The organism is Streptomyces sp. NPDC058145, from assembly GCF_042884245.1.
Classification (GTDB): Bacteria; Actinomycetota; Actinomycetes; order Streptomycetales; family Streptomycetaceae; genus Streptomyces.
This window is the reverse complement of sequence record NZ_JBHVUH010000003.1, coordinates 198,190-220,081: the sequence shown is the minus strand read 5'-3', so window position 1 is coordinate 220,081 and position 21,892 is coordinate 198,190. Positions and strand designations below refer to the sequence as shown.

28 protein-coding genes and 2 pseudogenes are annotated in these 21,892 nt (G+C 73.7%); 20 read left to right on the top strand and 10 right to left on the bottom strand.

Going from position 1 to position 21,892, the window contains the following annotated elements; translation table 11 throughout:
• Positions 1–145 precede the first annotated feature (145 nt).
• On the bottom strand, positions 146–583 hold the full coding sequence (locus tag ACFVVO_RS07865) for a hypothetical protein (protein WP_390052699.1): 438 nt from the start codon (positions 581–583) through the stop codon (positions 146–148).
• 171 nt (positions 584–754) lie between these two features.
• On the opposite strand from ACFVVO_RS07865, the gene ACFVVO_RS07860 reads away from it, so the two are divergent.
• The 3 genes from ACFVVO_RS07860 (at position 755) to ACFVVO_RS07850 (ending at position 3,687) form a co-directional block, all read left to right on the top strand.
• On the top strand, positions 755–1,627 hold the full coding sequence (locus ACFVVO_RS07860; protein ID WP_390052698.1) for a CBS domain-containing protein: 873 nt from the start codon (positions 755–757) through the stop codon (positions 1,625–1,627).
• A gap of 301 nt (positions 1,628–1,928) precedes the next feature.
• Positions 1,929–2,792, top strand: coding sequence for a universal stress protein (locus tag ACFVVO_RS07855; protein ID WP_390052696.1), 864 nt, complete (start codon positions 1,929–1,931; stop codon positions 2,790–2,792).
• Positions 2,793–2,814: 22 nt separating this feature from the next.
• Entirely contained in the window at positions 2,815–3,687 is an 873-nt protein-coding gene (locus tag ACFVVO_RS07850) for a universal stress protein (protein ID WP_390052694.1), read from the top strand.
• Here ACFVVO_RS07850 and ACFVVO_RS07845 read toward each other — a convergent pair.
• The 3 genes and pseudogenes from ACFVVO_RS07845 to ACFVVO_RS07835 form a co-directional block, all read right to left on the bottom strand.
• Positions 3,572–4,676, bottom strand: a pseudogene (locus tag ACFVVO_RS07845) (PEP-utilizing enzyme); the annotation flags it as partial. The gene ACFVVO_RS07850 and the pseudogene ACFVVO_RS07845 overlap by 116 nt on opposite strands.
• A 48-nt stretch (positions 4,677–4,724) precedes the next feature.
• Positions 4,725–5,519 (bottom strand): recombinase family protein, encoded by a 795-nt coding sequence (locus ACFVVO_RS07840; RefSeq protein WP_390052693.1) that lies wholly within the window; start codon positions 5,517–5,519, stop codon positions 4,725–4,727.
• Positions 5,520–5,856: 337 nt separating this feature from the next.
• Positions 5,857–6,795, bottom strand: coding sequence for a GlxA family transcriptional regulator (locus ACFVVO_RS07835; protein ID WP_390052691.1), 939 nt, complete (start codon positions 6,793–6,795; stop codon positions 5,857–5,859).
• Positions 6,796–7,006: 211 nt separating this feature from the next.
• Here ACFVVO_RS07835 and ACFVVO_RS07830 point away from each other — a divergent pair, with 211 nt between their 5' ends.
• Genes ACFVVO_RS07830 through ACFVVO_RS07815 form a run of 4 tightly spaced genes read left to right on the top strand, consistent with a single transcriptional unit; the run spans position 7,007 to position 8,869 of the window.
• Positions 7,007–7,696, top strand: coding sequence for a DJ-1/PfpI family protein (locus ACFVVO_RS07830; RefSeq protein ID WP_390052689.1), 690 nt, complete (start codon positions 7,007–7,009; stop codon positions 7,694–7,696).
• A gap of 56 nt (positions 7,697–7,752) precedes the next feature.
• Entirely contained in the window at positions 7,753–8,073 is a 321-nt protein-coding gene (locus ACFVVO_RS07825) for a hypothetical protein (protein WP_390052687.1), read from the top strand.
• Positions 8,074–8,075: 2 nt separating this feature from the next.
• Positions 8,076–8,543, top strand: a complete 468-nt coding sequence (locus ACFVVO_RS07820) for a DUF2269 family protein (protein WP_390052685.1) — start codon at positions 8,076–8,078, stop codon at positions 8,541–8,543.
• A gap of 2 nt (positions 8,544–8,545) precedes the next feature.
• On the top strand, positions 8,546–8,869 hold the full coding sequence (locus ACFVVO_RS07815) for a hypothetical protein (RefSeq protein ID WP_390052683.1): 324 nt from the start codon (positions 8,546–8,548) through the stop codon (positions 8,867–8,869).
• Positions 8,870–9,083: 214 nt separating this feature from the next.
• Here the strand turns inward: ACFVVO_RS07815 and ACFVVO_RS07810 are convergent, their stop codons facing one another.
• Complete coding sequence (locus ACFVVO_RS07810) at positions 9,084–9,536, bottom strand: hypothetical protein (RefSeq protein ID WP_390052681.1); 453 nt, start codon at positions 9,534–9,536, stop codon at positions 9,084–9,086.
• Positions 9,537–9,779: 243 nt separating this feature from the next.
• Between ACFVVO_RS07810 and ACFVVO_RS07805 the strand changes: the two genes are divergently transcribed.
• Positions 9,780–10,064 carry an SHOCT domain-containing protein gene (locus tag ACFVVO_RS07805; RefSeq protein WP_390052680.1) on the top strand — a complete coding sequence of 95 codons (285 nt, stop codon included), beginning with the start codon at positions 9,780–9,782 and terminating at the stop codon, positions 10,062–10,064.
• 250 nt (positions 10,065–10,314) lie between these two features.
• Here ACFVVO_RS07805 and ACFVVO_RS07800 read toward each other — a convergent pair whose 3' ends face one another.
• Positions 10,315–11,193: a universal stress protein gene (locus tag ACFVVO_RS07800; RefSeq protein WP_390052678.1), complete on the bottom strand. Its 879-nt coding sequence runs from the start codon at positions 11,191–11,193 to the stop codon at positions 10,315–10,317.
• Positions 11,194–11,522: 329 nt separating this feature from the next.
• Between ACFVVO_RS07800 and ACFVVO_RS07795 the strand changes: the two genes are divergently transcribed.
• From ACFVVO_RS07795 to ACFVVO_RS07775, 5 genes are all read left to right on the top strand, one after another.
• Positions 11,523–12,341: a universal stress protein gene (locus tag ACFVVO_RS07795; RefSeq protein ID WP_390052677.1), complete on the top strand. Its 819-nt coding sequence runs from the start codon at positions 11,523–11,525 to the stop codon at positions 12,339–12,341.
• Between the two features lie 160 nt (positions 12,342–12,501).
• Positions 12,502–13,908 (top strand): nicotinate phosphoribosyltransferase, encoded by a 1,407-nt coding sequence (locus ACFVVO_RS07790; protein ID WP_390052675.1) that lies wholly within the window; start codon positions 12,502–12,504, stop codon positions 13,906–13,908.
• 11 nt (positions 13,909–13,919) lie between these two features.
• Entirely contained in the window at positions 13,920–14,207 is a 288-nt protein-coding gene (locus ACFVVO_RS07785; RefSeq protein ID WP_390052674.1) for a DUF1876 domain-containing protein, read from the top strand.
• A 16-nt stretch (positions 14,208–14,223) separates the two neighbouring features.
• Positions 14,224–15,135, top strand: a complete 912-nt coding sequence (locus tag ACFVVO_RS07780) for a pyridoxamine 5'-phosphate oxidase family protein (RefSeq protein WP_390052672.1) — start codon at positions 14,224–14,226, stop codon at positions 15,133–15,135.
• Between the two features lie 95 nt (positions 15,136–15,230).
• Complete coding sequence (locus tag ACFVVO_RS07775) at positions 15,231–16,106, top strand: universal stress protein (protein ID WP_390053354.1); 876 nt, start codon at positions 15,231–15,233, stop codon at positions 16,104–16,106.
• A 189-nt stretch (positions 16,107–16,295) separates the two neighbouring features.
• On the opposite strand, the gene ACFVVO_RS07770 is transcribed toward ACFVVO_RS07775, so the two are convergent.
• On the bottom strand, positions 16,296–16,736 hold the full coding sequence (locus ACFVVO_RS07770; protein ID WP_390052670.1) for a cold-shock protein: 441 nt from the start codon (positions 16,734–16,736) through the stop codon (positions 16,296–16,298).
• A gap of 211 nt (positions 16,737–16,947) precedes the next feature.
• On the opposite strand from ACFVVO_RS07770, the gene ACFVVO_RS07765 reads away from it, so the two are divergent.
• The 4 genes from ACFVVO_RS07765 (at position 16,948) to ACFVVO_RS07750 (ending at position 18,974) form a co-directional block, all read left to right on the top strand.
• Complete coding sequence (locus ACFVVO_RS07765; protein WP_390052668.1) at positions 16,948–17,565, top strand: chloramphenicol phosphotransferase CPT family protein; 618 nt, start codon at positions 16,948–16,950, stop codon at positions 17,563–17,565.
• A 181-nt stretch (positions 17,566–17,746) separates the two neighbouring features.
• A complete protein-coding gene (locus ACFVVO_RS07760) occupies positions 17,747–17,893 on the top strand; it encodes a hypothetical protein (protein ID WP_390052666.1) in 147 nt (48 codons plus the stop codon).
• Positions 17,894–17,977: 84 nt separating this feature from the next.
• Complete coding sequence (locus ACFVVO_RS07755) at positions 17,978–18,295, top strand: DUF2795 domain-containing protein (RefSeq protein ID WP_390052664.1); 318 nt, start codon at positions 17,978–17,980, stop codon at positions 18,293–18,295.
• 277 nt (positions 18,296–18,572) lie between these two features.
• Positions 18,573–18,974 (top strand): SseB family protein, encoded by a 402-nt coding sequence (locus ACFVVO_RS07750; RefSeq protein WP_390052662.1) that lies wholly within the window; start codon positions 18,573–18,575, stop codon positions 18,972–18,974.
• A gap of 62 nt (positions 18,975–19,036) precedes the next feature.
• Here ACFVVO_RS07750 and ACFVVO_RS07745 read toward each other — a convergent pair whose 3' ends face one another.
• The 3 genes and pseudogenes from ACFVVO_RS07745 to ACFVVO_RS07735 all read right to left on the bottom strand — a co-directional run.
• On the bottom strand, positions 19,037–19,435 hold the full coding sequence (locus tag ACFVVO_RS07745) for a MarR family winged helix-turn-helix transcriptional regulator (protein WP_390052660.1): 399 nt from the start codon (positions 19,433–19,435) through the stop codon (positions 19,037–19,039).
• A gap of 73 nt (positions 19,436–19,508) precedes the next feature.
• Positions 19,509–19,859, bottom strand: coding sequence for a VOC family protein (locus ACFVVO_RS07740; protein ID WP_390052659.1), 351 nt, complete (start codon positions 19,857–19,859; stop codon positions 19,509–19,511).
• 170 nt (positions 19,860–20,029) lie between these two features.
• Positions 20,030–20,227 (bottom strand): annotated as a pseudogene (locus ACFVVO_RS07735) (substrate-binding domain-containing protein); the annotation flags it as partial.
• 2 nt (positions 20,228–20,229) lie between these two features.
• Between ACFVVO_RS07735 and ACFVVO_RS07730 the strand changes: the two are divergent.
• From ACFVVO_RS07730 to ACFVVO_RS07720, 3 genes are all read left to right on the top strand, one after another.
• Positions 20,230–20,433, top strand: a complete 204-nt coding sequence (locus tag ACFVVO_RS07730) for a hypothetical protein (RefSeq protein WP_390053394.1) — start codon at positions 20,230–20,232, stop codon at positions 20,431–20,433.
• A 184-nt stretch (positions 20,434–20,617) separates the two neighbouring features.
• Positions 20,618–20,908 (top strand): ArsR family transcriptional regulator, encoded by a 291-nt coding sequence (locus ACFVVO_RS07725; protein WP_390052657.1) that lies wholly within the window; start codon positions 20,618–20,620, stop codon positions 20,906–20,908.
• 6 nt (positions 20,909–20,914) lie between these two features.
• Positions 20,915–21,871 (top strand): SMP-30/gluconolactonase/LRE family protein, encoded by a 957-nt coding sequence (locus ACFVVO_RS07720; protein ID WP_390052656.1) that lies wholly within the window; start codon positions 20,915–20,917, stop codon positions 21,869–21,871.
• The last annotated feature ends 21 nt before the right edge of the window (positions 21,872–21,892 follow it).

Below are 21,892 nucleotides of genomic sequence, written 5' to 3'. Positions count from 1 at the left end.
GCGGGCTTCCGGTGCGGCGTTCCGGCCGGCTGCCGCAGGGCTTCGTCGAGGCCGGTGCCGGCCGCGAGCTCCCGCGCCCCGGCGGTGCCCGCGCACCGTTCGGCGAGGGCCCGGGCCCGGACCGTTCCGGCGACCCGTGCGGCGCTCATGGCGTTCCGCCGGCCCCGGTCGCCGGACGCAGGGCGTCGGCCACGGTCCGGTCCACCAGCCCGGGCATGCGCTCACGGGCCCGCTCGCGGACCTCCTCGGCGGCCCGTTCACCGGCGGCGCGCACGTCGTCGGCCTCCCGCCGCGCGTCCTCGAGGACGGGCGCCGCGGCTCGCCGCCGTACCTCGGGCGCCCGCTCCCGCGCGTCCGCCACGACCCGCTCCGCCTCCCGCGCGGCGTCCCGCCGCAGGGCCTCGGCGGCCTCGTCCGCCGCCACGCGAATCCGCGCGGCCTCCTGCTGAACGTCCGTCAGCCGGGCCAGCGCGGGTTCCAGTTCCGTGGCCCGCTCCGCCGCCCGGTCGGCGGGCACGCCGACGGCGGCCGCTCCCGGTGTACCGGTGGGACGGAACCGCTCCAGGAAATCCCGCAGGCTCATCTCCCGGCCTCCTGCCGGTCGGCTGCTCCTCCAGTGTCACCGTCCCCGCCCCGGCCCGCACCGGATAGGGCCGTCACGCCGCTCCACCAGGGCCGTTCGGCTCTAGGCGGCGAGCACAGGAGCGCGGTGACACTGGGACAACAGGCAACCCGACGGAGCGCGGAGGCCACCGTGAACAGGCACGAGAACTTCTCCACGGGGGCGGAGGCCCGGCGGAGCCAGCCCGGCCGTCCCTGGAGCCCCGGTGAGAGCGCCCGGCAGGACATGCTCGTCCGGTACCTGGGCGCCGTTGCCGCCGCCGCGGCCCGGCACGTCGGCACCGAGGAGCTCCCGCCGAGCGAGACCTCCCAGCCGGCCTCCCGGGCCGCACCGCCCACGCGGCCGTCCGCGCCGGAGCACGGCGCCGGCCCGGCGCTGGTGCGGGACGTGATGGACGTGCCCGCCGCGTCCCTGCGGGACGACCTGCCCTACCGGGAGATCGCCCGGCTGCTCGCGCGCGAACAGGTCGGCGCGCTCCCGGTCGTGGACGCGGAGGACCGTGTGCTGGGCGTCGTCTCGGAGTCGGATCTGCTGGCCAAGGTGGCGTTCGAGGCCTCCGGCCACCGGCCCGGACCCATCGGCAGGCTCCGGGAACGGCGCCTGCACGGCAAGGCCCGGGGCGAGACGGCGGCCGACCTGATGACCAGCCCCGCGATCACCGTGCTGCCGGGCACCACCGTCGCCGAGGCCGCCTGGCTCGCCGCGCTGTCCCGGCTGAAGCGGCTGCCGGTCGCCGACCACGAGGGCCGGCTGGTCGGTGCCGTGGGCCGGGACGCCCTGCTGCAGACCCTGATCAGGGACGACGCCGGAATCCGGGCGGAGGTGGAGACCAGAATCCGGGCCGTCTGCTCCCCGCACGACCGCGGGGTCGTGGACGTGACCGTCCACGACGGCATCGTCGAGCTGGCGGGGCAGGTGTCACAGGCGACCGGGGCCCGGCTGCTGGCCGAGGTCGAGCGGATCGCCGACGTGGTCGAGGTGAAGAACCTCCTTCGCGCGGACTGACACCGCGCCCGGTCACGGGCACCGGACGCCGGACGCGGAGCCCACCGGTCCCGCGGCAGGACCCCTGCCCACCGGCCGGACGGGACCCGCGGACCCGGCGAACGCGCACCGACCCGGCCAGTCCGCCGACGGGTGCCCACACCGGCCAGGTCCGCAGCGGCATCGACGGCACCAGCGGCCCCCGGCCGACGGCGCCCGCCGCCCGAGCCGCGCGGCCCCAACGCCAGGACATCCGAACCGGCCCCTCGACCCGAACCGCCCCTCGTCCGATTCGTACCCCCCGACCCCGTAGGTGGAGACCATGACCCGAATCATCACCGCGGGCCTCGACGGCTCGCCCGAGAGCCGGGCCGCCGTCGAATGGGCGGCCCGCGAAGCCCTGCTGCGCCGGCTGCCGCTGAAGATCGTCAACGTCCGCGAGCCCGGCCCCGCCGAAGGCACCGGCGGCATCCCGCGCGAGGCCGCCGAGGGCATCCGGCTGCGCCACCCGGGCGTCGAGGTGGTCACCGACCAGTTCACCGCCAACCCGGCCGAGGCCCTGACCGAGGCGGCGGACGCCGCCGAGCTGATGGCGCTGGGCTCGCACGGGCTCGGCACGGTCGGCGGGTTCCTGCTCGGATCGGTCAGCCTGGCCGTCATCGCCCGCGCCGAGCGTCCGGTGGTACTGGTCAGGGCGGGTGAGCAGGCAGCCGACGAGCACCGGCCGGACCCGTCGGGCGTACCGTCGGCCGGCGCGCCCTTCCGGCCCGTCGTCCTCGGCCTCGACACCGGCGCGCCGGACGACACGCTGCTGGAGTTCGCCTTCGACACCGCCGCGTGCCGGGACACCGCCCTGCGGGTCGTGCACGGCTGGAACGAGCCGCACGGCTCCGTGCACCCCGTCCAGGGCGACGCCGGAGCGCACGCCTCGCACGCGCGCGGGCAGGCCACCGTTCTGACCGAGCTGCTGCGTCCCTGGCGGCAGAAGTTCCCGGACGTCCAGGTGATCGAGGCGAGCCGGTGCGGCAGCGCCGCGCGGGTCCTCGTGGGCGCCGCCCGCGACGCCGCCCTGGTCGTCGTCGGCCGCCGAGTCCGCACCGGCCCCCTCGGTGCCCGCATCGGCCACGTCACCCACGCCGTGCTGCACCACGTCGAGGCCCCCGTGGCCGTCGTCCCGCACACCTGACCCTCGAGTGAAGGAGAGCCCGATGGACCTTCCGATCGTCGTCGGCATCGACGGATCCGGGCCGAGCCTGCGGGCCGTCGACTGGGCGGCCGACGAGGCCGCCCAGCGCGGCGCGCCGCTGCGGCTGGTGTACGCCTCGCTCTGGGACCGGTACGAGGGCGCCCTGCTCGCCCAGGAGCTGGACAGACCGAAGGAGGAGGTCATGGCGCAGGACGTGGTCGGCACCGCCCGGCTGCGTGCCCAGCGCCGGCGTCCCGAAGTCGCGGTCGGCACCGACGTGCTGCCCGAGGAACCGGAGTACGGGCTGGTACGGGAGAGCCGTACCGCCCTTGCCGTGGTGCTGGGCTGCCGCGGCCGCGGCGGCGTGACCGAGACGCTCCTGGGCTCCGTGAGCCTCACGGTGGCCGGGAGGGCGCACTGCCCGGTGATCGTGCTGCGCGGCAGCCACGACAACCGGGCCGGCTCGGCGCCGCGCGGCCCCATCGTCCTCGGCGTCGGTGAGAAGCCGACGGTCTCGGCCGCCGCGCGGTTCGCGGCCGAGGAGGCGGTGCTGCGCCGGGTGCCCCTGGAGGCCGTACGGGCGTGGCGGCACCCCGCGCACGCGACCACCGGGCATCCGCTGCTCGCCGGCGAGCCCGCCCACTTCGAGGAGCAGCGGGCCGCCGAGGCGCTGGAGGAGGCCCTTGCGGACGCTCCGGCCGGTCTCGAGGTGACCCGCCGAGCCGTCGAGGGTCACGCCCGGGACGTCCTGGTCGCCGCATCCCACGAGGCCGGCCTGCTCGTCGTCGGCGCCCGGCACCGGCACGGCCCCTTCGGGCTTCACCTCGGCCGGGTCGTCCACGGCGTCCTGCACCACGCGGCCTGCCCGGTCGCCGTCGTACCCGAAGCCTCCTGAACCGATCGAACCTGACGGGAACCCAACCGCACCGGACGGCATCCCAACCGCACCGGACGGCATCCCAACCCCACCGCACCGCACCGGACGGGAACCGCACCGCACCGGACGGGCGGACCCGAAGAGGGCCGGCCCGTCTACACGTCACCGCTGGAGCCGTCCACCGAGACGACGGTGCCCTCCTCGACGACGGTGCCGGCCCGGGTGGTGAAGCGCCGTGCCCCGGTGTGGACGTTGATGTCCTGCGCGCCGCAGACGCACACCTTGCCCATGCCGCGGGCGACGACGGCCGCATGGCTGGTCTTGCCGCCCCGGCCGGTGAGCACCGCCTGCGCGGCGACCATGCCGGGCAGGTCGTCCGGTGTGGTCTCCTCCCGCACGAGCACCACCCGCTCGCCGGACGCGGCCCGCCGTACGGCCTCCGCGGAGTCGAACACGGCCGCGCCCACCGCGGCGCCCGGCGAGGCGGGCACGCCGTGGGTGAGCGGGGTGCCGGCGGTGGTGGTGTCGAAGCGGGGGAACATCAGCCGCGCCAGCCCGTCGCCGCCGACCCGGGCCAGGCCCTCGTCGGCCGTGATGAGCCCCTCCTCCACCAGCTCGGCGGCGATGGCGAACGCGGCCCCGGCGGTGCGCTTGCCCACCCGGGTCCGCAGCATCCACAGGGTGCCGCGCTCGATGGTGAACTCGATGTCGCACAGGTCGCGGTAGTGCCGCTCCAGGGTCCGCGCGTGATCGCGCAGGCGGCGGTACGAACGCGGGTCCAGCCGCTCGAGTTCCGCCAGCGGCACGGCGTCGCGGACACCGGAGACGACGTCCTCGCCCTGGGCGTTCGACAGGTAGTCGCCGTACAGGCCGGGGCGGCCGGTGGCCGGATCACGGGTGAAGGCGACACCGCTGCCGGAGTCCGGTCCCAGGTTGCCGAACACCATGCGCTGCACGGTGACCGCGGTCCCCAGGTCGTCCGGGATGTGCTCGCGCCGCCGGTACAGGCCCTGTTCTCGTATAGCTACCGCCAGGTGGCGTGTAGCGCCGAGTAACTACTTGAGGGTGCGGTCGCGCTGTTGGAGGGCGGCGAAGTCGGCGTGCGCCGTCTTGACGGCCTCGGGGTACGCCTGGGCTTTCTCGTGCTCGGCGAGTGCCCGGTAGATGCTGGAGAGGCTGGGGTTCCGTCCCTTGCGCTTGCCCGTGGGGATGAGCAGGTCGGGCTGGATGTCCTCGACGGTCTCGCCGTTCGTGCGGCGGCGGAGCACGGTGTGCAGCATGTCGTCAGTGATGACCGGGGGCCGACCTCCGTGGTTGCCCTTGCGTGCGGCGGCGTCCAACCCTTCGAGGGTGGCCTCCCGGATGTTCTCACGCTCGGTCTCGGCCATCGCGGCGAAGAACCCGAACAGGAGACGGCCAGGCCCGCTGGGGTCGTACATCCCTTGGAGGGGGCCGGCGAGCATCTCCAGCACCAGGCCGTGCGCGGTGAGGTGATCGGCGAGCGCGGTCAGCTCTGCGGCGTCACGCCCCAGCCGCTTCATCTCGTATACCGTGAAGATCACCCGGCAGTGCGGGGCGTGGGCCTTGATCTCCCGGGCGGCGGTGAGCGCGGCCTCGAACTGCGGGCGGACCCGGACCCGGGTGCTGATCTTCTCGGCGAAGATCTTGTCCCGCGGGATGCCGTGTCCGGCAAGCGCGTCGAGCTGCGACTGGAGTTCCTGGGTGAGGCTGGAGCACCTCGCGTACCCGATGCGGATGTCTGCGGTTGGGGTATCCGCGTCGATGGGCGCGGGAGCGGGGGTGCCGGGCCGCCACGGCTGGCCGGGGCAGCGGTTGGCGGGGGTGGGCACGCGCAGGAGTTTCGCGAGCCGGGGCACCTTTGTGAAGCGGCCTGTGTGATAGGTGCCGGCGACCGCGCCGGAGCGCGAGCGGCAGGGTGAGCCTGGCTGAGCGTCACAGCGTGGGCAGGGGTGGCGCTCGACGTCGTCCGCGTCGGATCCGAGTGTGGTTTGAGGGTCCGTCATGACCCCGGAGACTGTCACAAATATTTCCCAGAACATGCCCGGTTCCACTTTTGAGTGAGAACGAGTTATGAACAGTGAATCCGTGCTCCGGACCGCTTCCGTCGACCCTTTCCGACCTTGCTCCGGGAAAGGGTCGTTTGTGGGAGCGGCGCGATGGGCTGTGTCAGCTAAAGGCACGGCGGTAGGTCTGCGGGCTGACGCCGGTGGTCTTCTTGAACCGGTCGCGGAAAGCGGTGGGCGAGCCGAATCCGACCTGGGCGCCGATGCGTTCGACGGAATGGCGGGTGGTCTCCAGGAGATGCTGGGCCTGGCGGATGCGTGCGCGGTGGAGCCACTGGAGCGGGGTGGTGCCGGTCTGTTCGCGGAAGCGCCGTATCAGGGTCCGGGTACTTGTTCCGGCGTGGGCGGCGATATCGGCGAGGGTGAGATCGGAGCCCAGGTTGTCCTGCAACCAGGCCAGCAGCGGCTCGAGTGTCGATCCCTGAGGGGCGGGCGCGTGATTGTGGACGATGAACTGTGCTTGTCCGCCCTCGCGTTCCAGGGGCATGACGGACAGCCGGGCGGCGTCGGCGGCGACGGCTGAGCCGTAGTCACGGCGGATCATGTGCAGGCATAGGTCCAGGCCCGCGGCGGCGCCGGCGGAGGTGAGAATCTGGCCGTTGTCGACGTACAGGACGTCCGGGTCCACCTCGATGTCCGGGTGCCCTGCGGCCAGGAGGTCGGCCGCGGTCCAGTGGGTGGTGGCACGCAGGCCGTCGAGGAGCCCGGTGGCGGCCAGGGGGAACGTGCCCGAGCAGATGGAGGCTATGCGCGTGCCGTTCGCGGCGGCTGCGCGCAGCGCGTCGCGGACGGCGGGAGCGAGCGGGGCCGCGGGGTCGGCGATACCGGGAACGATGATCGTGTCCGCGGCTCTGAGACCTTCCAGTCCCCAGGGCACGCGCACGGTGAAGACACCGGCATCGATCTCCGGACGTTCGGCGCAGACGCGGATCTGGTAGCCGGGGCGTCCGTCCGGGAGGCGGGTGCGGGAGAAGACCTCGATCGGCGTGGACAGATCGAAGGGGATCACCTGGTCCAAGGCGAGGACGGCAATGGCGTGCATGGCGAGAAGATACCTGCCCTTCGGTGGCCATGCCTCGGTCTCAGTGTCTTGAGTTTTGCGGTTTAGGCAGTTCAGAGCCTTGCCTACAGTCCTGGCTATATTCCGTTGGAAGGTGTCACTAATGCCACTGGGGGGCGGGCTGGCGGCCGGTTAGCGTCGGGAGCGACTCCGGCATGGGCCGGATGCCGACCGCCCGCGAAGGAACTTCTCCATGCATGCCCAGATCATCCTGTTCGACGGCTTCGATCCGCTCGATGTCGTCGCTCCCTACGAAGTGCTGTACGCCGGCGGCACCGCCTCCGGCGGCGCGGTGAGTGTGGAACTGGTCTCCGCGGAAGGACCGCGTGACGTGGCCAGCGGCACCGGGGGCCTGGTACTGCGCGCCACTGCCGCACTGGACCCCGCACGCGCGGGCCTGATCCTGGTCCCCGGCGCCTCGGGCCGCGTGGGAGAGCCCGGCGAGGTTCCCGACCACGACGCGGCGGCCGGGGAATGGCAGCAGGACGAATTCATCCCCGTACTGCTGGGCCGCGCCCTGACGACCGAGCTGCCCACACTGCTGAAGGCAGCTAGGGACAACCCCGAGGTGACGCTCAGCGCGGTGTGCGGCGGCTCGCTCGTCCTGGCCATGGCCGGCCTACTGGAGGGCCGCTACGCCACCACCCACCACATGGGCCTGGACATGCTCGACGCCACCGGCGTCCACGCGGTCAGCGCCCGCGTCGTCGACGACGGTGACCTCGTCACCGGGGCCGGGGTCACCTCCGGCCTCGACCTGGGCCTGTACCTGCTGGAGCGCATGGTAGGCCCCCAGATCGCCCACGCTGTCGAAGAACTATTCGCCCATGAGCGCCGCGGCACCGTCTGGCGCCACGAAGGCCCCGTGCCCGCCGGCCTCTGACCACACATGCCGCCCCGCACTTCAACCGCACCGCACGTGTAAGGAAGAACAGCACCATGGCCGCAGAAGGCGTCTGGGACCTGTCCATCTCCACCCCAATCGGCAGGATCGAAGCCGTGGTCGAATTTGCCCGGCAGGACGGTGTCCTGACGGGGGCAGCCCACGGGGCGGGAGAGAACGTCCCGCTCAGCGACATCACCCTCGATGGTGACCGAATTACCTGGAAGCAGGCCATCACCAAGCCCCTGCGCCTGAACCTGGCCTTCGCGGTCACGGTTGACGGCGACACTCTGACCGGCACGTCCAAGGCCGGACGTCTTCCGGCCTCGAAGGTCACCGGCCGACGCCGTGCTGTCCCGGCGGCCGTGGAAGACTGAGCATGACGAAACTTCTCCTCTCCCTGCACGTCCTGGCGGCGGTACTGGCCATAGGACCGGTCACGGTCGCCGCGAGCATGTTCCCCAAAGCGCTGCGTCGCGCCCACAGCGCCCCGGATGACTGTGAGGCGCTCGCGGCCCTGCGAACTTTGCACCGCATCTGCCGCGTCTACGCCGGCATCGGCATCGCGGTTCCCGTCTTCGGGTTCGCCACGGCCAGCACCCTCGGCGTCCTCGGCAGCGGGTGGCTGATCACCTCGATCGTCCTGACCACCGCAGCGGCCGCCATCCTGGGCCTGCTGATCCTGCCCGCCCAGGACAACGCCCTCACCGCCGCGCAGGCATTCGGCCCCAGCCCCGCCCTTCACCCCGCTGCCCGACTTGCCATGCTCACCGGCGTCTTCAACCTGCTGTGGGCAACCGTCACCGTTCTGATGATCGTCCGCCCCGGCTCCACCACGGGAGCGTGACCGTGCACCTTCGCCCCCTGCGCATCGCGGCGCACGTCGAACTCATCTCGTTGATCGTCATGCTGGCCAACCTCGCCACCGCCCACCTCAAGCCCATCTCCTCCTTGATGGGCCCCACCCATGGCTGTGCCTACCTGTTCGTCGTGATCGCGACCTGGCGCCTGACGTCGGCCACGACCACCACCAAGGCCGTTGCCGTCATCCCCGGCATCGGCGGCCTCCTCGCACTGCGCCGGCTCCGCCCTTTCGGCGTCATCGACCAACCCACCGAGGACTCCGTCCTGCCCCAAGGGATCGCGCCCGCCACACCCGCGCCGAGGAAGTAGTACGCCGAGCGCTGGGCTGTCCGGGCGGAAGCCGGCGGCCAGCCGCGCCCAACAGCCAGGCGGGCATCCCGTGCCGCTACGTGCACCACGCGCAGGGGCCCGTCCGGCAAGTCATGGCGCCCTATCCGGCCATGACCTGATCAGTCTTCGGTGTCCTCATCATCAACCTTGTTGGGGTCGGGGTCCGAGTATGAACGGACCAGAGCCCGGGGTGTCACGCCGGGGCTGCGGCTGCCTCCTCCTGCGGGGTGCGGGGGCCGGGCACCGTCGCGCGGATGGACAGGTCCAGATCGAGGCGGCTGTTCATGTCCAGCTCGAACCGCCCGTACGGATTCACGGCCTCCGCGACCCGCAGCAGCATGCCCTCCTTGCCCCGGACCTTCTTCAGCTCGGCGTTGAGTTCCTTGTCGACCTTCCGCTCCGCCCGGGTGTTGATCTTCAGCACGAGCTGGATGAACAGGTCCACCAGCGAGTCGGTGATCTCCGTCTGCCGCACATGGCACAGGGCGGCCAGCAGGGTCAGGCGCCCGGGCGGCTTCATCCGCTCCAGGTTCGCCGGGTACTTCTTCGACGCCCGCGCCCGCCACGCGTCCACCAGCTTCTCCGACACGTCCGCGAACAAGTCCGCGGGCAACTCCAGCCGCCGAACCCGCTGGAGCTTGTTCACCTCCGCCAGCAGGCTCTCCAGCCCCGGCGCCCCCGGGTCGGCCTTCAGCTCGGCAAAGTGCCGACCGGCCCCGGGTGCGCGGCCGGGACGGGCATGCGGCCCGATGAGGGTCCAACGGCCCTCCGAACGGGCCTCATCGGCTCATGACGCGTCGCCCGGCGCTGGCGACCGTGGACACAGACAGGTCGGACCCCGCGCACCGGAGCGCTCGTCCCGGTGCCCTCCAGGAAGTGAGTCGCCGTGATGTTCTGGTACGACCACGATGCCGGGTGGGGCTGGTTCGCCATGTCCGTCGGCATGCTGCTCTTCTGGGCCCTGATCATCGCCCTCGGCGTGCTGCTGTACCGCGCCCTGGCCCGGTCGGGCGGGGGCGGTGCTCCCACCGGGTCCCGGCCCATGGGTTCCGCGGCCGAGCATGTCCTCGCCGAGCGCTTCGCCCGTGGCGAGATCGACGAGGAGGAGTACCGCCGCCGGCTCGCCGTCCTGCGCGAGGACATCGGCGACGCCCCGGGGTCCGCCAGACGCTGACCCGTATCCGCACCCGCACCCGCTCGCCTGGGGCTGCCGTGCCCGGGCCGACGAACGGGCCTGCCGTGCCCGGACCAGGGGTCAGGACTCCGCCGCGCCCGCCGGCGGTCAAGGACTCTGCCGTGCCCGGACCACTGGTCAGGCCGCTGTCGCACCCGGCGGCGGTGAGGACTCTGCCGTGCCCGCCGGCGGGCAGGACTCCGCCGAGCCTGAACCAGCGAGCGAAACCCCGCCGTGCCCGGGCCGGCGGTCAACCCCCCGCCGTGCCCCGCACCACGGCGACCGGACAGTGCGCGTGGTGCAGCAGGGCCTGGCTCACCGAGCCGAGCAGCAGGCCCGTGAAGCCGCCGCGGCCGCGGGCACCGGTGACGAGCAGCCGCGCCTCGCCGCTGGCCTCGATCAGCGCCGGACGCACCCGGGAACGCACCACGCGCCGCTCCACCTCGACCTCCGGATGACGCTCCTGCCATGGGCGCAGACTCTCCTCCAGGGACCGTTCCTCCAGGGCCTGGAGCCGTTCGGCTTCCACCACCACGTCCAGCGGATGGGCGGGTTCGTCGGCGCCCTCGCTCCAGGTGTTCCACACCCGTAGCGCCAGCAGGTCCGCGCCACGCAGCGACGCCTCGGCGAAGGCGAAGCCGACGGCCGCCTCGCCCGCCGGTGAGCCGTCGGACGCCAGCAGCACGGGACCGTCCGGATCGGGCCTGCCGCGCACCACCAGCACCGGGCAGCGGCCGTGCGCGGCCAGGTGCACGCCGGTGGAGCCGAGCAGCAGGCCGCCGAACCCGCCCAGCCCGCGGCTGCCGACCACGACGAGCGAGGCGGTGTGCGACTCGATCTCCAGCACCATCAGCGGCTCGCCGACGGCCACTTCGCGGGTGACCGCCGGCTCCGGTACGGCCTCACGGGCCCGCTGTTCGGCCTTCACCAGGGTTCCGTCCACCATCTCGCGCACCCCCGCCGCCGGACTCCACGGGGGCCCGCCGGGCGGCAGGTGCATCGACGGCCAGCCGAAGGCGTGCACCAGGCGCAGCTGCGCGCCCCGTAGGCCCGCCTCACGGGCCGCGACCTCGACCGCGTCCAGGCTCGACGGCGATCCGTCCACTCCGACCACGACCGGGTTCGTCATGACACACCTCCGGGTAGCCGGGTGTTCCTCCCGGCACTGCCCCCGGCACGCGTGGAGCCGGGGGCCGCCCGCTTCTCGCGGGCCCTGATTGCACGGTGCACGGTTTCGCTCCGCTTCACCGTGTCTCCTTGTGGCCCTCGGCTCAACTCCAGGACACCGCGTCTCGGCCGCGATTCCCAGGGCCGTAGGGCCCCGGCCGGGGGTCCGGCAGGCCCCGTCGCCGGTCGCGTGGCGGCCGCACCCGTCCCGTAAGAAGCTGGAGACCCGGGTGACCGGGTCCGCCGGCTCGCATGGGCCGGACGTGGCCGGCCCGAGAGGAGACGACGGCGGTGACGATTCCCCTGGTGGTCGGCCTCGACGGTTCCGAGGCGAGCCTGGCGGCGGTGGACTGGGCCGCCGGTGAGGCGGTCCGGCACGGCGCGCCGCTGCACCTGGTGCACGTGACGACGGGGGACCGGGCCGCCTCCGGCCTGATCGGCGCCGCCACGGAGCGTGTCCGGCAGTACGCCCCCACGGTGCCGCTGTCCAGCGAGGTGCTGCACGCCGACCCGGCGACCGCCCTGGTCGGCGAGGGACGCGACGCCTTCGCGCTGGTCCTCGGTTCCAGGGGACTCGGGGACCTCGACGCCATGCTCCTGGGGTCCGTCGGCCTGGCCGTGGCGGCCCGGGCCGAGTGCCCGGTCGTCGTGGTGCGCGGCGCCGCCGAACACCGGGAGACCAGGTTCGGCAGCGTCGTCGTCGGCGTCGAGAACGGGGAGGGCAGTGGCACGGCGGTCGCGTTCGCCTTCCGCGAGGCCCAGGTGCGGCGCTGTGGGCTGGTGGTGGTGCACGCCTGGACCGCGCCGCTCGACGCGCACGCCACGGCACAGGCCCCCTCTTGGGCCCTGGAGGCCCACCGGCGCCCGCCCGCGCAGGTGCTCGACGACGCCGTGCGCGGTCTGACGGAGCGTTACGGCGACGTCCAGGTGACCCGCAGGGTGATCGAGGGGCCGGCCCGCCGGGAACTGCTCGATGCCGCCTCCGGCGCGGACCTGCTGATCGTCGGCGCTCCCCGGCGGCACGGCCACCCGGGCCTCCAACTGGGCCTGATCAGCCACGCGATGCTCCACCACGCGCCGTGCCCGGTCGCGGTCGTACCCCGGACCTGACCAGGGCCGGGGACCTGCCCACGACCGGCCGGCGGGAGCCGCCCCCGCTGTCCGGCCGCCGGGGCCGGACGTCGGCACGGCAGGGACGTTCGGCCCTGTGAGCGAGGCCCGCCGCCGTCCGATCGTGGGACGACAGAGGGGAGCCGAGGAGGCGACGCCGATGTCGGAGGCGACGACCACCGATCTGTACGAGGTCACGATGGCCCTGTCCTACCTGCGGGAGGGCATGTCGGGCCCCGCGACGTTCAGCCTGTTCGTCCGCGACCTGCCTCCGGAGCGCGGCTTCCTGGTCGCCGCGGGTCTCGAGTCGGCCCTGGAGTACCTCTCCGGCCTGCACGTCGGCCCCGAGGACGTCGAGGACTTCGCCGCCGCGCTGCACCGGCCGCCGGACGAACTGCGGCCTCTGCTGGGACTGGAGTTCACCGGCCGGGTACGGGCCGTGCCGGAGGGGCGGATCGTGCTCGCGGGCGAACCCCTGCTGGAGGTGACCGCGCCACTGCCCGAGGCACAGCTCGTCGAGACGTACGTGCTGAACCGGCTCAGTCACCAGACGCTGATCGCCTCGAAGGCGGCGCGCTGCGCGCTCGCGTCGGACGGACGCCCGGTCGTGGACTTCTCCCTGCGGCGCACCCACGGCCCGCAGGCCGGGTTCCAGGCCGCCCGGCTCGGCGCGATGGTCGGCTGCGCCGGGACCAGCAACGTGGCCGCCGCCACGGCCGCCGGCATACCCGCCGTGGGCACCATGGCCCACTCCTACGTGGAGGCGTTCCCCGGTGAGGAGGAGGCGTTCCGCGCCTTCGCCCGGACCCACCCGGGCCCGCTGACCTTGCTGGTGGACACCTACGACACCGAGGCCGGCGTCCGCGTCGCGGCACGCGTCCTGCGCGACCTGGACCGCGGACCCGGCTCGGCCGTACGGCTGGACAGCGGTGACCTCGGGGCCCTGGCCGTACGCGCCCGGGCCCTCCTGGACGACGCGGGCCTGCCGGACGTACGGATCATCGCCAGCGGCGGACTCGACGAGTACGCCGTGGACGACCTGATGCGCTCCCGGGCCCCGATCGACGTCTTCGCCGTCGGCACCCGGGTCGGCGTCTCGGCCGACGCACCGTATCTCGACTCCGCCTACAAGATGGTGGAGTACGACGGCCGGCCGGTGATGAAGCTGTCGTCGGCGAAGGTGACGGCGCCCGGCCCCAAGCAGGTGTTCCGCCGCCCCGGGTACGCCGATGTGATCGCCCTCGCCGACGAGCGGCCGCCCGGCGACGGCACCCCGCTGCTGGAGACCGTGATGCTCGGCGGGCGACGCACCGGCGGCCGGCCCACACTCGACGACGGCCGGGCGCGCTTCGCCGCGGACCTGGACGGGCTGCCGCCCGCCGCCCGCCGTGTCCGCGCCCCGGTCGCGCCCCGCGCGACGGTGTCCGGGCGGCTCGCCGCGCTCGCCGCCGATGTCCGGCGGCGCATCGAGGAGCGGAGGTCCGCCGCCGGCCCCCGCCCGCCCCACGCGGGACCCACCGTCCGCGGGCCGCTCCGGCCGGCTGCCCACCGACCGGTATCCAGGTGAGGAGAGAAGCGATGTCGCACACGGCTGAGTGGAAGGTCCGACTCCACCTCTACGAGGACGACGAGGGGACGACCAAGGCACATGTGGTGCTGGACACCGGCACCACGGCGCTCACCGGTGAAGGGGCGGCGCACTGCCACCCGGCGGACGCGAACGTGCCGGAGATCGGTGACGAACTGGCGGCGGGCCGGGCGATGGTCGACCTCGCCAAGCAACTGCTGACCACCGCCGAACGGGACATCCAGGGCATGGGGACAACCGGGCCGGGCCCAGGGACCCTGAAGACGGCATCACTCTGAGGAGAGGGCGGCGATCATGCGAGCTCACCTCGGCGACCAGCTCGTCGTAGAAAGCCCGGCGACCGGCATCGCCCGGCGCGACGGCGAGATCGTCGGACTCCACCACGAGGACGGCACACCGCCCTACGACGTGCGCTGGTCGGACACGGAACAGGTGTCGCTGGTGTTCCCCGGGCCCGACGCGCACATCCGCCACATCGGGCACGGCACGCCCCCGTCCGGCCAAGAGGTCTGGGTTGCGTCCGGGGCCGCGTCGGGGGCCGCCCCGGCGTTCGGCGGCGCCCCAGGAGCCGGCGACATCGGCCGGCGCGTGGCGGTGGAACGCCGGCGGCGGGGGCTCAGCCGGGAGGAGACGGCGGGCCGCGCCCGCATGTCGCCCGACTACCTGACCTATCTGGAGGAACATCCCGCCGACCCGACGCTCACCACCCTCGTCAGGCTGGCAGACGCGCTCGGCACCACCGTCGCCGCGCTGCGCGGCGGGGGCGCCGATCTGCCACCCGGCCGGGGCCACGCGCTGCTTCACCCGCACCTGCGGGACCTCGGCCCGGAGGAGTGCCGCGCACTGCTGTCCACCCACGGTGTCGGCCGCGTCGCGGTGACGGCGCCCGACGGCCGGCCCGCGGTCGTCCCGGTCAACTACGAGATCGTCGACGACGCGATCGCCTTCCGGACCGCGCCGGGCTCGATGCCCGCGGCGGCCGTGGGCACGGACGTCGCCTTCGAGGTGGACCACCTGGACGAGGCGCTCAGCCAGGGCTGGAGCGTGCTCGCGGTGGGCCCCGCGCGTGCCGTCACGGACCCGGACGCCGCACGGCGTCTCGCCGGGGGCGCGTACGGCGAACCGTGGGCGGGCGGTGAACGCGAGATGTGGGTGTCGATCCGGCCCACCCGCCTCACCGGCCGCCGCATCAGCCCCGGCCCCTGACCGGGGGCGCGGCGGCAGGACGGCGGCGCGCGAGTGAGGACGAGGGGTTACGACAGGGGGGTTGTGGCAACCGGACGGAGAAGGCGGTGGCGACGATGGAACTCCCGCTGGTCGTGGGTGTCGACGGCTCGGACTGCAGTCTGCTCGCGGTCGACTGGGCGGCGGCCGAGGCGGCGCGGCACGGGCTGCCGCTGCGCCTGGTCCACGCGTCCCTGTGGGAGCGCTACGAGGGCGCCCGGCCGTCCTTCGGCACCGGCCGTCCCGCCGAGGAGGTCATGGCCCAGCACATCGTCGCCTCCTGCGCGGAACGCGTCCGGGCGCGCGAGCCGGAGGTGAAGGTGTCCGGCGAGGTGCTGCCCGCCGACCCGGTGGCCGTGCTGCTGGCGGCGGCGCCCACGGCCTCGGCCCTGGTCACCGGCGCACGCGGGCGGGGCGAGATCGCCGGTCTGCTGCTGGGGTCGGTGAGTCTCGCGGTGGCGGCACGCGCCGTGTGCCCGGTCGTCGTGGTGCGGGGAGCGGAGCGGAACATCGCGGGGTCCCTGGGCCGGATCGTGGCCGGAGTGGGCGAGTCGGCCGGCAGCGCCGGCGCCCTGCGGTTCGCCGCCCGTGAGGCGGAGGCGTGCGGCTGTGCCCTGACGGCCGTACGGGCCTGGCGCACCCCGGCCCAGCAGCCCGTGGACCACATGCTGATCGCCGACGACGCCGCCCGGTCCCGCGAGGAACGGGCCCTGTCCGGCCTCGACGAGGCGTTGCGCGAGACCGAACGGGAGCACCCGGGGCTGGAGATCGAGCGCCGGCCGGCCGAGGGCCCCGCTCACCGGGTCCTGCTGGAGGCGTCGGCCGAGGCCGATCTGATCGTCGTCGGCGCAGTGCGGCGCCAGGGCCATCTCGGTCTGCAGCTCGGCAGGGTCGCCCACACCCTGCTGCACCACTCGCGGTGCCCGGTCGCCGTCGTCCCACACCGCGTCTGAGGTCCGCCGCGACCATCCGGTCTCCCAGGCCGGGACAGCCACCGGCCACGGTCCGGCTCCCGGCAACCGGACCGGTGGCAAGCGGGTGGTGAGCAGGGGCAAGGTCTGACGACATGACGTGACCAGGGGGATCGTCACCGGTGCACGACGTCGTGGTCCCGGCCCGGGCCGGGACCACGGCATGGCGTCTCAGTCCTCGGTCCACCCGTGGTTCCTGCCGAACCGCAGCAGCCCGAGCCGGACCTGAAGGATCTGCTCCCCGGTCAGGGACGGCGCGGCGGCCAGCAGGATCTCGGTGACCTCGTGGAGGTACTCGTCCGGGGTGAGGACGTCGCACAGCGAGTCGTCGCCGTCCGGCTGCCTCGCGGCGACCGGGAAGGGCACCGCGGCCCCGCCCCCGACCAGTGCCGGCGGCCGGCCGGTGGACGCCGGAGCCAGCTTCACCGCCGAGGCCTTCAGACCCCGGTCGCCCTCCTCGACCTCGAACTCCACCGCGAGCCCCGGACGCAACTGCTGCTCGGGAATGAGCAGATCGTTCACGTGCAGGAAGACGTCCTCGGTGCCGTCGTCCGGAGCGATGAACCCATACCCCCGGGAACCGTCGAACCGCACCACCCGACCAGCGACCATGCCACCAACCCCCCAAGAACCGGCCCCGTTGCCCGGGCCGTCATCAGCGCAGAAGACTAGGCCACCGCAGCCGCCGGGGCGAGTCGCGTCCGGCCCCGCCCGCCCGTGCGGGCCGCCGCGCGTGCCACCACGCATGCCGCCGTACGCGCCGAGATGCGATGATCATGGCGCCTCGCCCGGCTCCGGGCCCTCGCCGACGGAAGGACGACCCATGGCGACCGAAGCGGCTCCGCACCCGGCCGATCCGGACCACGCGCGCATCCCCGACACACCGGCCGGGGGCACGGTCGTCCTGCTCAACGGCACGTCCAGTTCGGGCAAGTCGAGCATCGCCCGGGCGCTCCTGGAAGTGCTCGACGGCACCTGGTTCCACATGCCCGTCGACACCTTCCACGCCATGCGCGGCGGCCGGCCGGTCGCCGGCGCGGACCTCCCGGCCGAGATCGACCGCACCGTCAAGGGCTTCCACCGCGCCGTCGCCGGGATGGCGGCGGGCGGCAACAACCTCGTCGTGGACCATCCGCTCAGCCGCCGCTGGCGGTTGCTCGATCTGCTCGGGTTGCTGGTGCCCGACGACACCGTCCTGGTCGCGGTCCGCTGCCCGCTGGCCGAGCTGGAGCGCCGGGAGCGAGCCCGGGGCGATCGGCAACCGGGACTGGCCGCCCTGCAGTACGAGCACGTCCACGCTTACGGGCCGCACGACGTCGAGGTGGACACCAGCGTCCTTTCCCCGCGTGGATGCGCCCTGCGCATCGCCGACTTCATGCGGGACCGGCCACGCCCCACCGCCTTCGAGAGGCTCCGGACGGCATCGCGCGACGGGGAGTGACCCCGATCGGCGGCCCAGGCGTACGCGCGACGCCCGGCCGCCGCGCGCCCTCGATCGGCTGATCCAGGTACCCCCGTCCCCGGGGTGACGGATTCACCCCGAATCCTCCGGTCATGGGACCCGATGCGCACGGGTACTCGGAGACTTCCTACCGGCACGCGACAGGTGTGGAGGAACCGGGATGACCGAGCAGACCCCCTCCCAGGCCGAGGGCGAACGCGACGACGACGCGACGACGGCCGGACCGCCGCGCACCACCCCCTCGCAGGCCGAGGGCGAGCGGGACGACGACGAGAACGACCGCGACGGCCCCGACGGCGGCGAGTGACGACGAGCAGACCTCACCGACCAGCAGCTCTCACCGACAACAAGAACCCGGAACGAGCAGAGGAGATCTCAAGGAGGAGACCCCATGGCACGCACCAGCGTTCCCGACGTGCTGGCCGCGATCAGGGGCGTCGACTTCCCCGCCGGAAAGGACCGGCTGGTGACGGCGGCCCGTGCCGCGAGCGCGCCGGAAGAGGTGATCAAGGTCCTGCGCGGCATGCCGTCCGAGCGGTACGCCAACCGCGAGGAGGTCGCCAGGTCGGTCCGGGTGGACCCCGCCGCGGACCTCGACCACGACGCCGCGCAACGGATCGAACGGGCACGCGAGGGCGGGAGGCCCGGACTGTCCCAGCATCTGCGCGAGGAGCCGAGGACGCCGATCCAGGAGGAGTTCGGCCGCTGAGCCGCGCGGCCGTCACAGCCCCGCGTACGCCTGCCGGGGCCTTTGCGCGCCCCGGTTGACGCCCCACGGGTCCCGCCCCGGCGTCCGCCGGAATGGAGACGTCTGGACAGGCGATCCCGCCCCCGGCCGGCCGGCCCTCACCGGCCGGCCGCCGCACCTCCCCGGAATCCGCACGCATGGCCCGAATCCGAACCGGGTACGCGAGGCGGGAGCACGCCCGGGCCCGCCCCGGTCGTGTGCCCGTACCGCCCGTACCGCCGCTACCTGGGGATCTGCCATGGAGACACCCGCCCACGACGACCAACTGCCCACGCCGGCCCAGCAGGCGCTCGACGCGCTGGCCGTGAACGCCGAGGACCAGATCGCCCTGGACACCCTCGCCCACAGCGAGGTGCTCGTCCCGGTGCCCGACGAGGCGGTGGACGGGGAGGGCGCCGACGCCTCGACCGTCGCACTGCCCATCCTCGAACAGGCCGGTGGCGATCCGGTCGTCCCGGTCTTCACCTCGGAGGGGATGATGGCCGAGCTGCTGCCGTTCATCTCCCGCTACCGCCTGATACCGCTCGGCGCCCTGGCCTCCCAGTGGCCCGAGGAGGACCTCTCTCTCGCCATCGACGGCAGCTCCGCCCACGGGCTCACGCTGACCTCACAGGGGGTGCGCACCCTGCTGGCCCGCTGAGCGGCCCGTACGCACGACAGGACCGCGGGGCATCCGATGGTGCCCGCGGTCCTGTCGTGTGGTCAGCCGGCCCGTTCGGCCAGCATCCGCTCCAGCACGGACCGCTGCAGCGGCAGTACCTCGGCGTGCAGATCGCGGCCCTTGCGGGTCAGCGCGACCCACACCCCGCGCCGGTCCTCCGCGCACACCGAGCGCTTGACCAGGCCGTCCTTCTCCAGCCGGCCGATCAGCCGGGACAGTGCGCTCTGGCTGAGATGGACCCGTCCGACCAGGTTCTGCACCCGGCACTGGTCGCCCTCCGCGGGCGACTCGGCGGCGAGGAGGTCCAGCACCTCGAAGTCGCTGGCGCCGAGCCCGTGCGGATGCAGGGCCCGGTCGATCTCGCACATCGTGCGCGCGTGCACGGTGAGGATGTCCCGCCACCGTTCCTCGAGCCGGGCATCGACCGTCTTGACTGCCATACCCGCACCGTAACACCGTTCCGGCCAATCGTTGAGTGTGCAACTAGTGCGGCTGCCGGGGGCCTCCGGCGGCTCAGGCGGCCGGGTCCTGAAGCAGGCCCACCAGGTTGCCGTCGGCGTCCCTGACGAACGCGATCAGCCGGCCGCCGCCGACGTCCTGCGCGTCCTGCAGCAGCTCGGCGCCGGCCGCCACCAGCGCGGCCAGCCGCTCCCGCAGATCGGTGACGTGCCAGTAGGGGACCGGCCCGGTCATGCCCTTGGCGTGTCCGTTCGGATCGAGACCTACGTCCTGTCCGGCGGCCTTGAAGCCGACGTAGTACGGCTCGTCCGCGTACGGCTCGACACCCAGCAGCGCCGCGAACAGCGGCTTGGCCTTCTCCAGGTCCTTGACGGGGTAGATGATCGTCTGCACGCCGGCGGTCATGGAACTCACTCCTCGGAGGTGACTGTCCCGACGGCTCCCCGCCGGTGACTTCCACGCTAGGGCCGGCGGGCCCGCCGCCGCTTCTTCGATCCTGACCGGTTGCGGCGACGGGGCCCGGGCGCCGTCACAGCGACGACGGCACCGCGCCCGGCGGCGCCGGCCGGCCCCGCTCAGGTCGACTCGCGGCGGACCAGTTCCGTCGGGAGGATCACCGCGGCCGGGTCCTCGCCGCCTATCTGGGCGAGCAGCACCCGCACCATCTCGTTGCTGATCCGGTCCCACGGCTGACGGATGGTGGTGAGCGCCGGGGTCGCCGCGGTCGCGGCGGGGGAGTCGTCGAAACCGCCGACGGCGATGTCGTCCGGCACCGGTGGAGGAGTTCTCACCGCTGCTGCACGGCGAACGGGTGGGCCTGACGGGGGTGGACGGCAACCGGCCGGACTCCGGCCCGACCGGTGACGTCTGGACCGAGTTCGTGGTGCCGCGCGGCGCCGAGACCGTATGGACCTACGCCGACGGCCTCACCGCGGGCCGCAGGGCGCTGTCCTCGATGACCTGGTTCGGCCACCGCTGAACCAGCCCTGACCGGGCCCGGCCGTGAGCGGACGGCCGGGCTCCGCCCCGTCTCCGTGAAAACCCGCCGCAATAACGGCCGTTCGGTACCGGTCAAGGGCCGACGAGTCCCGTACGGGACGTGTCCGGCTGCGCCAGAGTGGGAAGACCGCGCACGAGGAGGCCGGGGGACGGAGGCGGGACGGATGACGGGAACTCCCTCGGGCCGTATACGGCAGACCATCCTTGAGTGGCTCAAGGATCCGGCGGCGTACTTCCCGGCGGGGCGCGGGACCGGCGACCCGGCCGAGACGGGCGTCACCGCGCGGGCTGTGGCCGCCAAGCTGGGCGTGCCCCGCCGGACCGCCGCCGCCCACCTCGACCTCATGACCTGCCTGGGCCTGCTGCGCACCCGGCGCATCCGGTGCCGCACCCACTACCGGCGTGACGAGATCCGCATCGCCGAGGTGGCCCGCATGTTCGAGAAGGGCTGGTGAAGACGTATGACCACCGCACTCGTCCCGCTCCATTACGTCGGCCTCGGCGGCCGCGGCCCCGAGGACGTGGTGACCGACGCCGAAGGCCACGTCCTGACCGGGACGGCGGACGGCCGCATCCTGCGGATCCGCCATCTCGCCGACCCGCACACGGCCCGGGTCGAGACACTGGCCCACACCGGCGGCCGCCCGCTCGGTCTGGAACCGCTCTCCGACGGCGGCCTGCTGGTGTGCGACGCGGAACGCGGCCTGCTGCGGGTCGACCCCGACGGCGCCGTGCGGGTCCTGGCGGACTCGGTGGCGGGGGAGCGGCTGCGGGTGTGCAGCAACGCCGTCGCGCTGGACGACGGCAGCGTGTGCTTCACCGTCTCCAGCCGCCGCTATCCCCTGGACCAGTGGATCGGCGACATCGTGGAGCACACCGGCACCGGTCGGCTGCTCCGCCTCCCGCCCGGCGGCGGCACCCCCGAAGTGCTGCTGGACGGCCTCCAGTTCGCCAACGGCCTCGCCGTGAGCGGTGACGGCACCTTCCTGGTGATCGCCGAGACCGGCGCCTGCCGGCTCACCCGCTATCACCTCACCGGACCGCGCGCCGGCCGGTCCGAACGCTTCGCGGACCTGCCGGGCATGCCCGACAACATGTGGCGCGAGGGCCCGGACGGTCCGGTCTGGGTAGCCCTGGCCGGGCCCCGCGTCCCCCCGCTCGATCTGCTGCACCGCACCCCGCCGGGCGCCCGCCGCGCCGCCGCCCGGGCCGCCGTCCGCGCCCCGTTCCGTCCGGGTGGCACGATCGGCGTGGTGGCGGTCGACGACCACGGCCGCACCGTGCACCACCTGAGCCGCCACCGCCACCGCTCCCGCTTCCGCATGGTCACCAGCGTCTGCGTGACCGGTGGTCTGCTGGTCCTCGGCAGCTTCTGGGAGCCCGGCGTCGCCGTCTGCGCGGCTCCGGCCACCGGGTGACCCGGCGGTACCCTGGTGCCC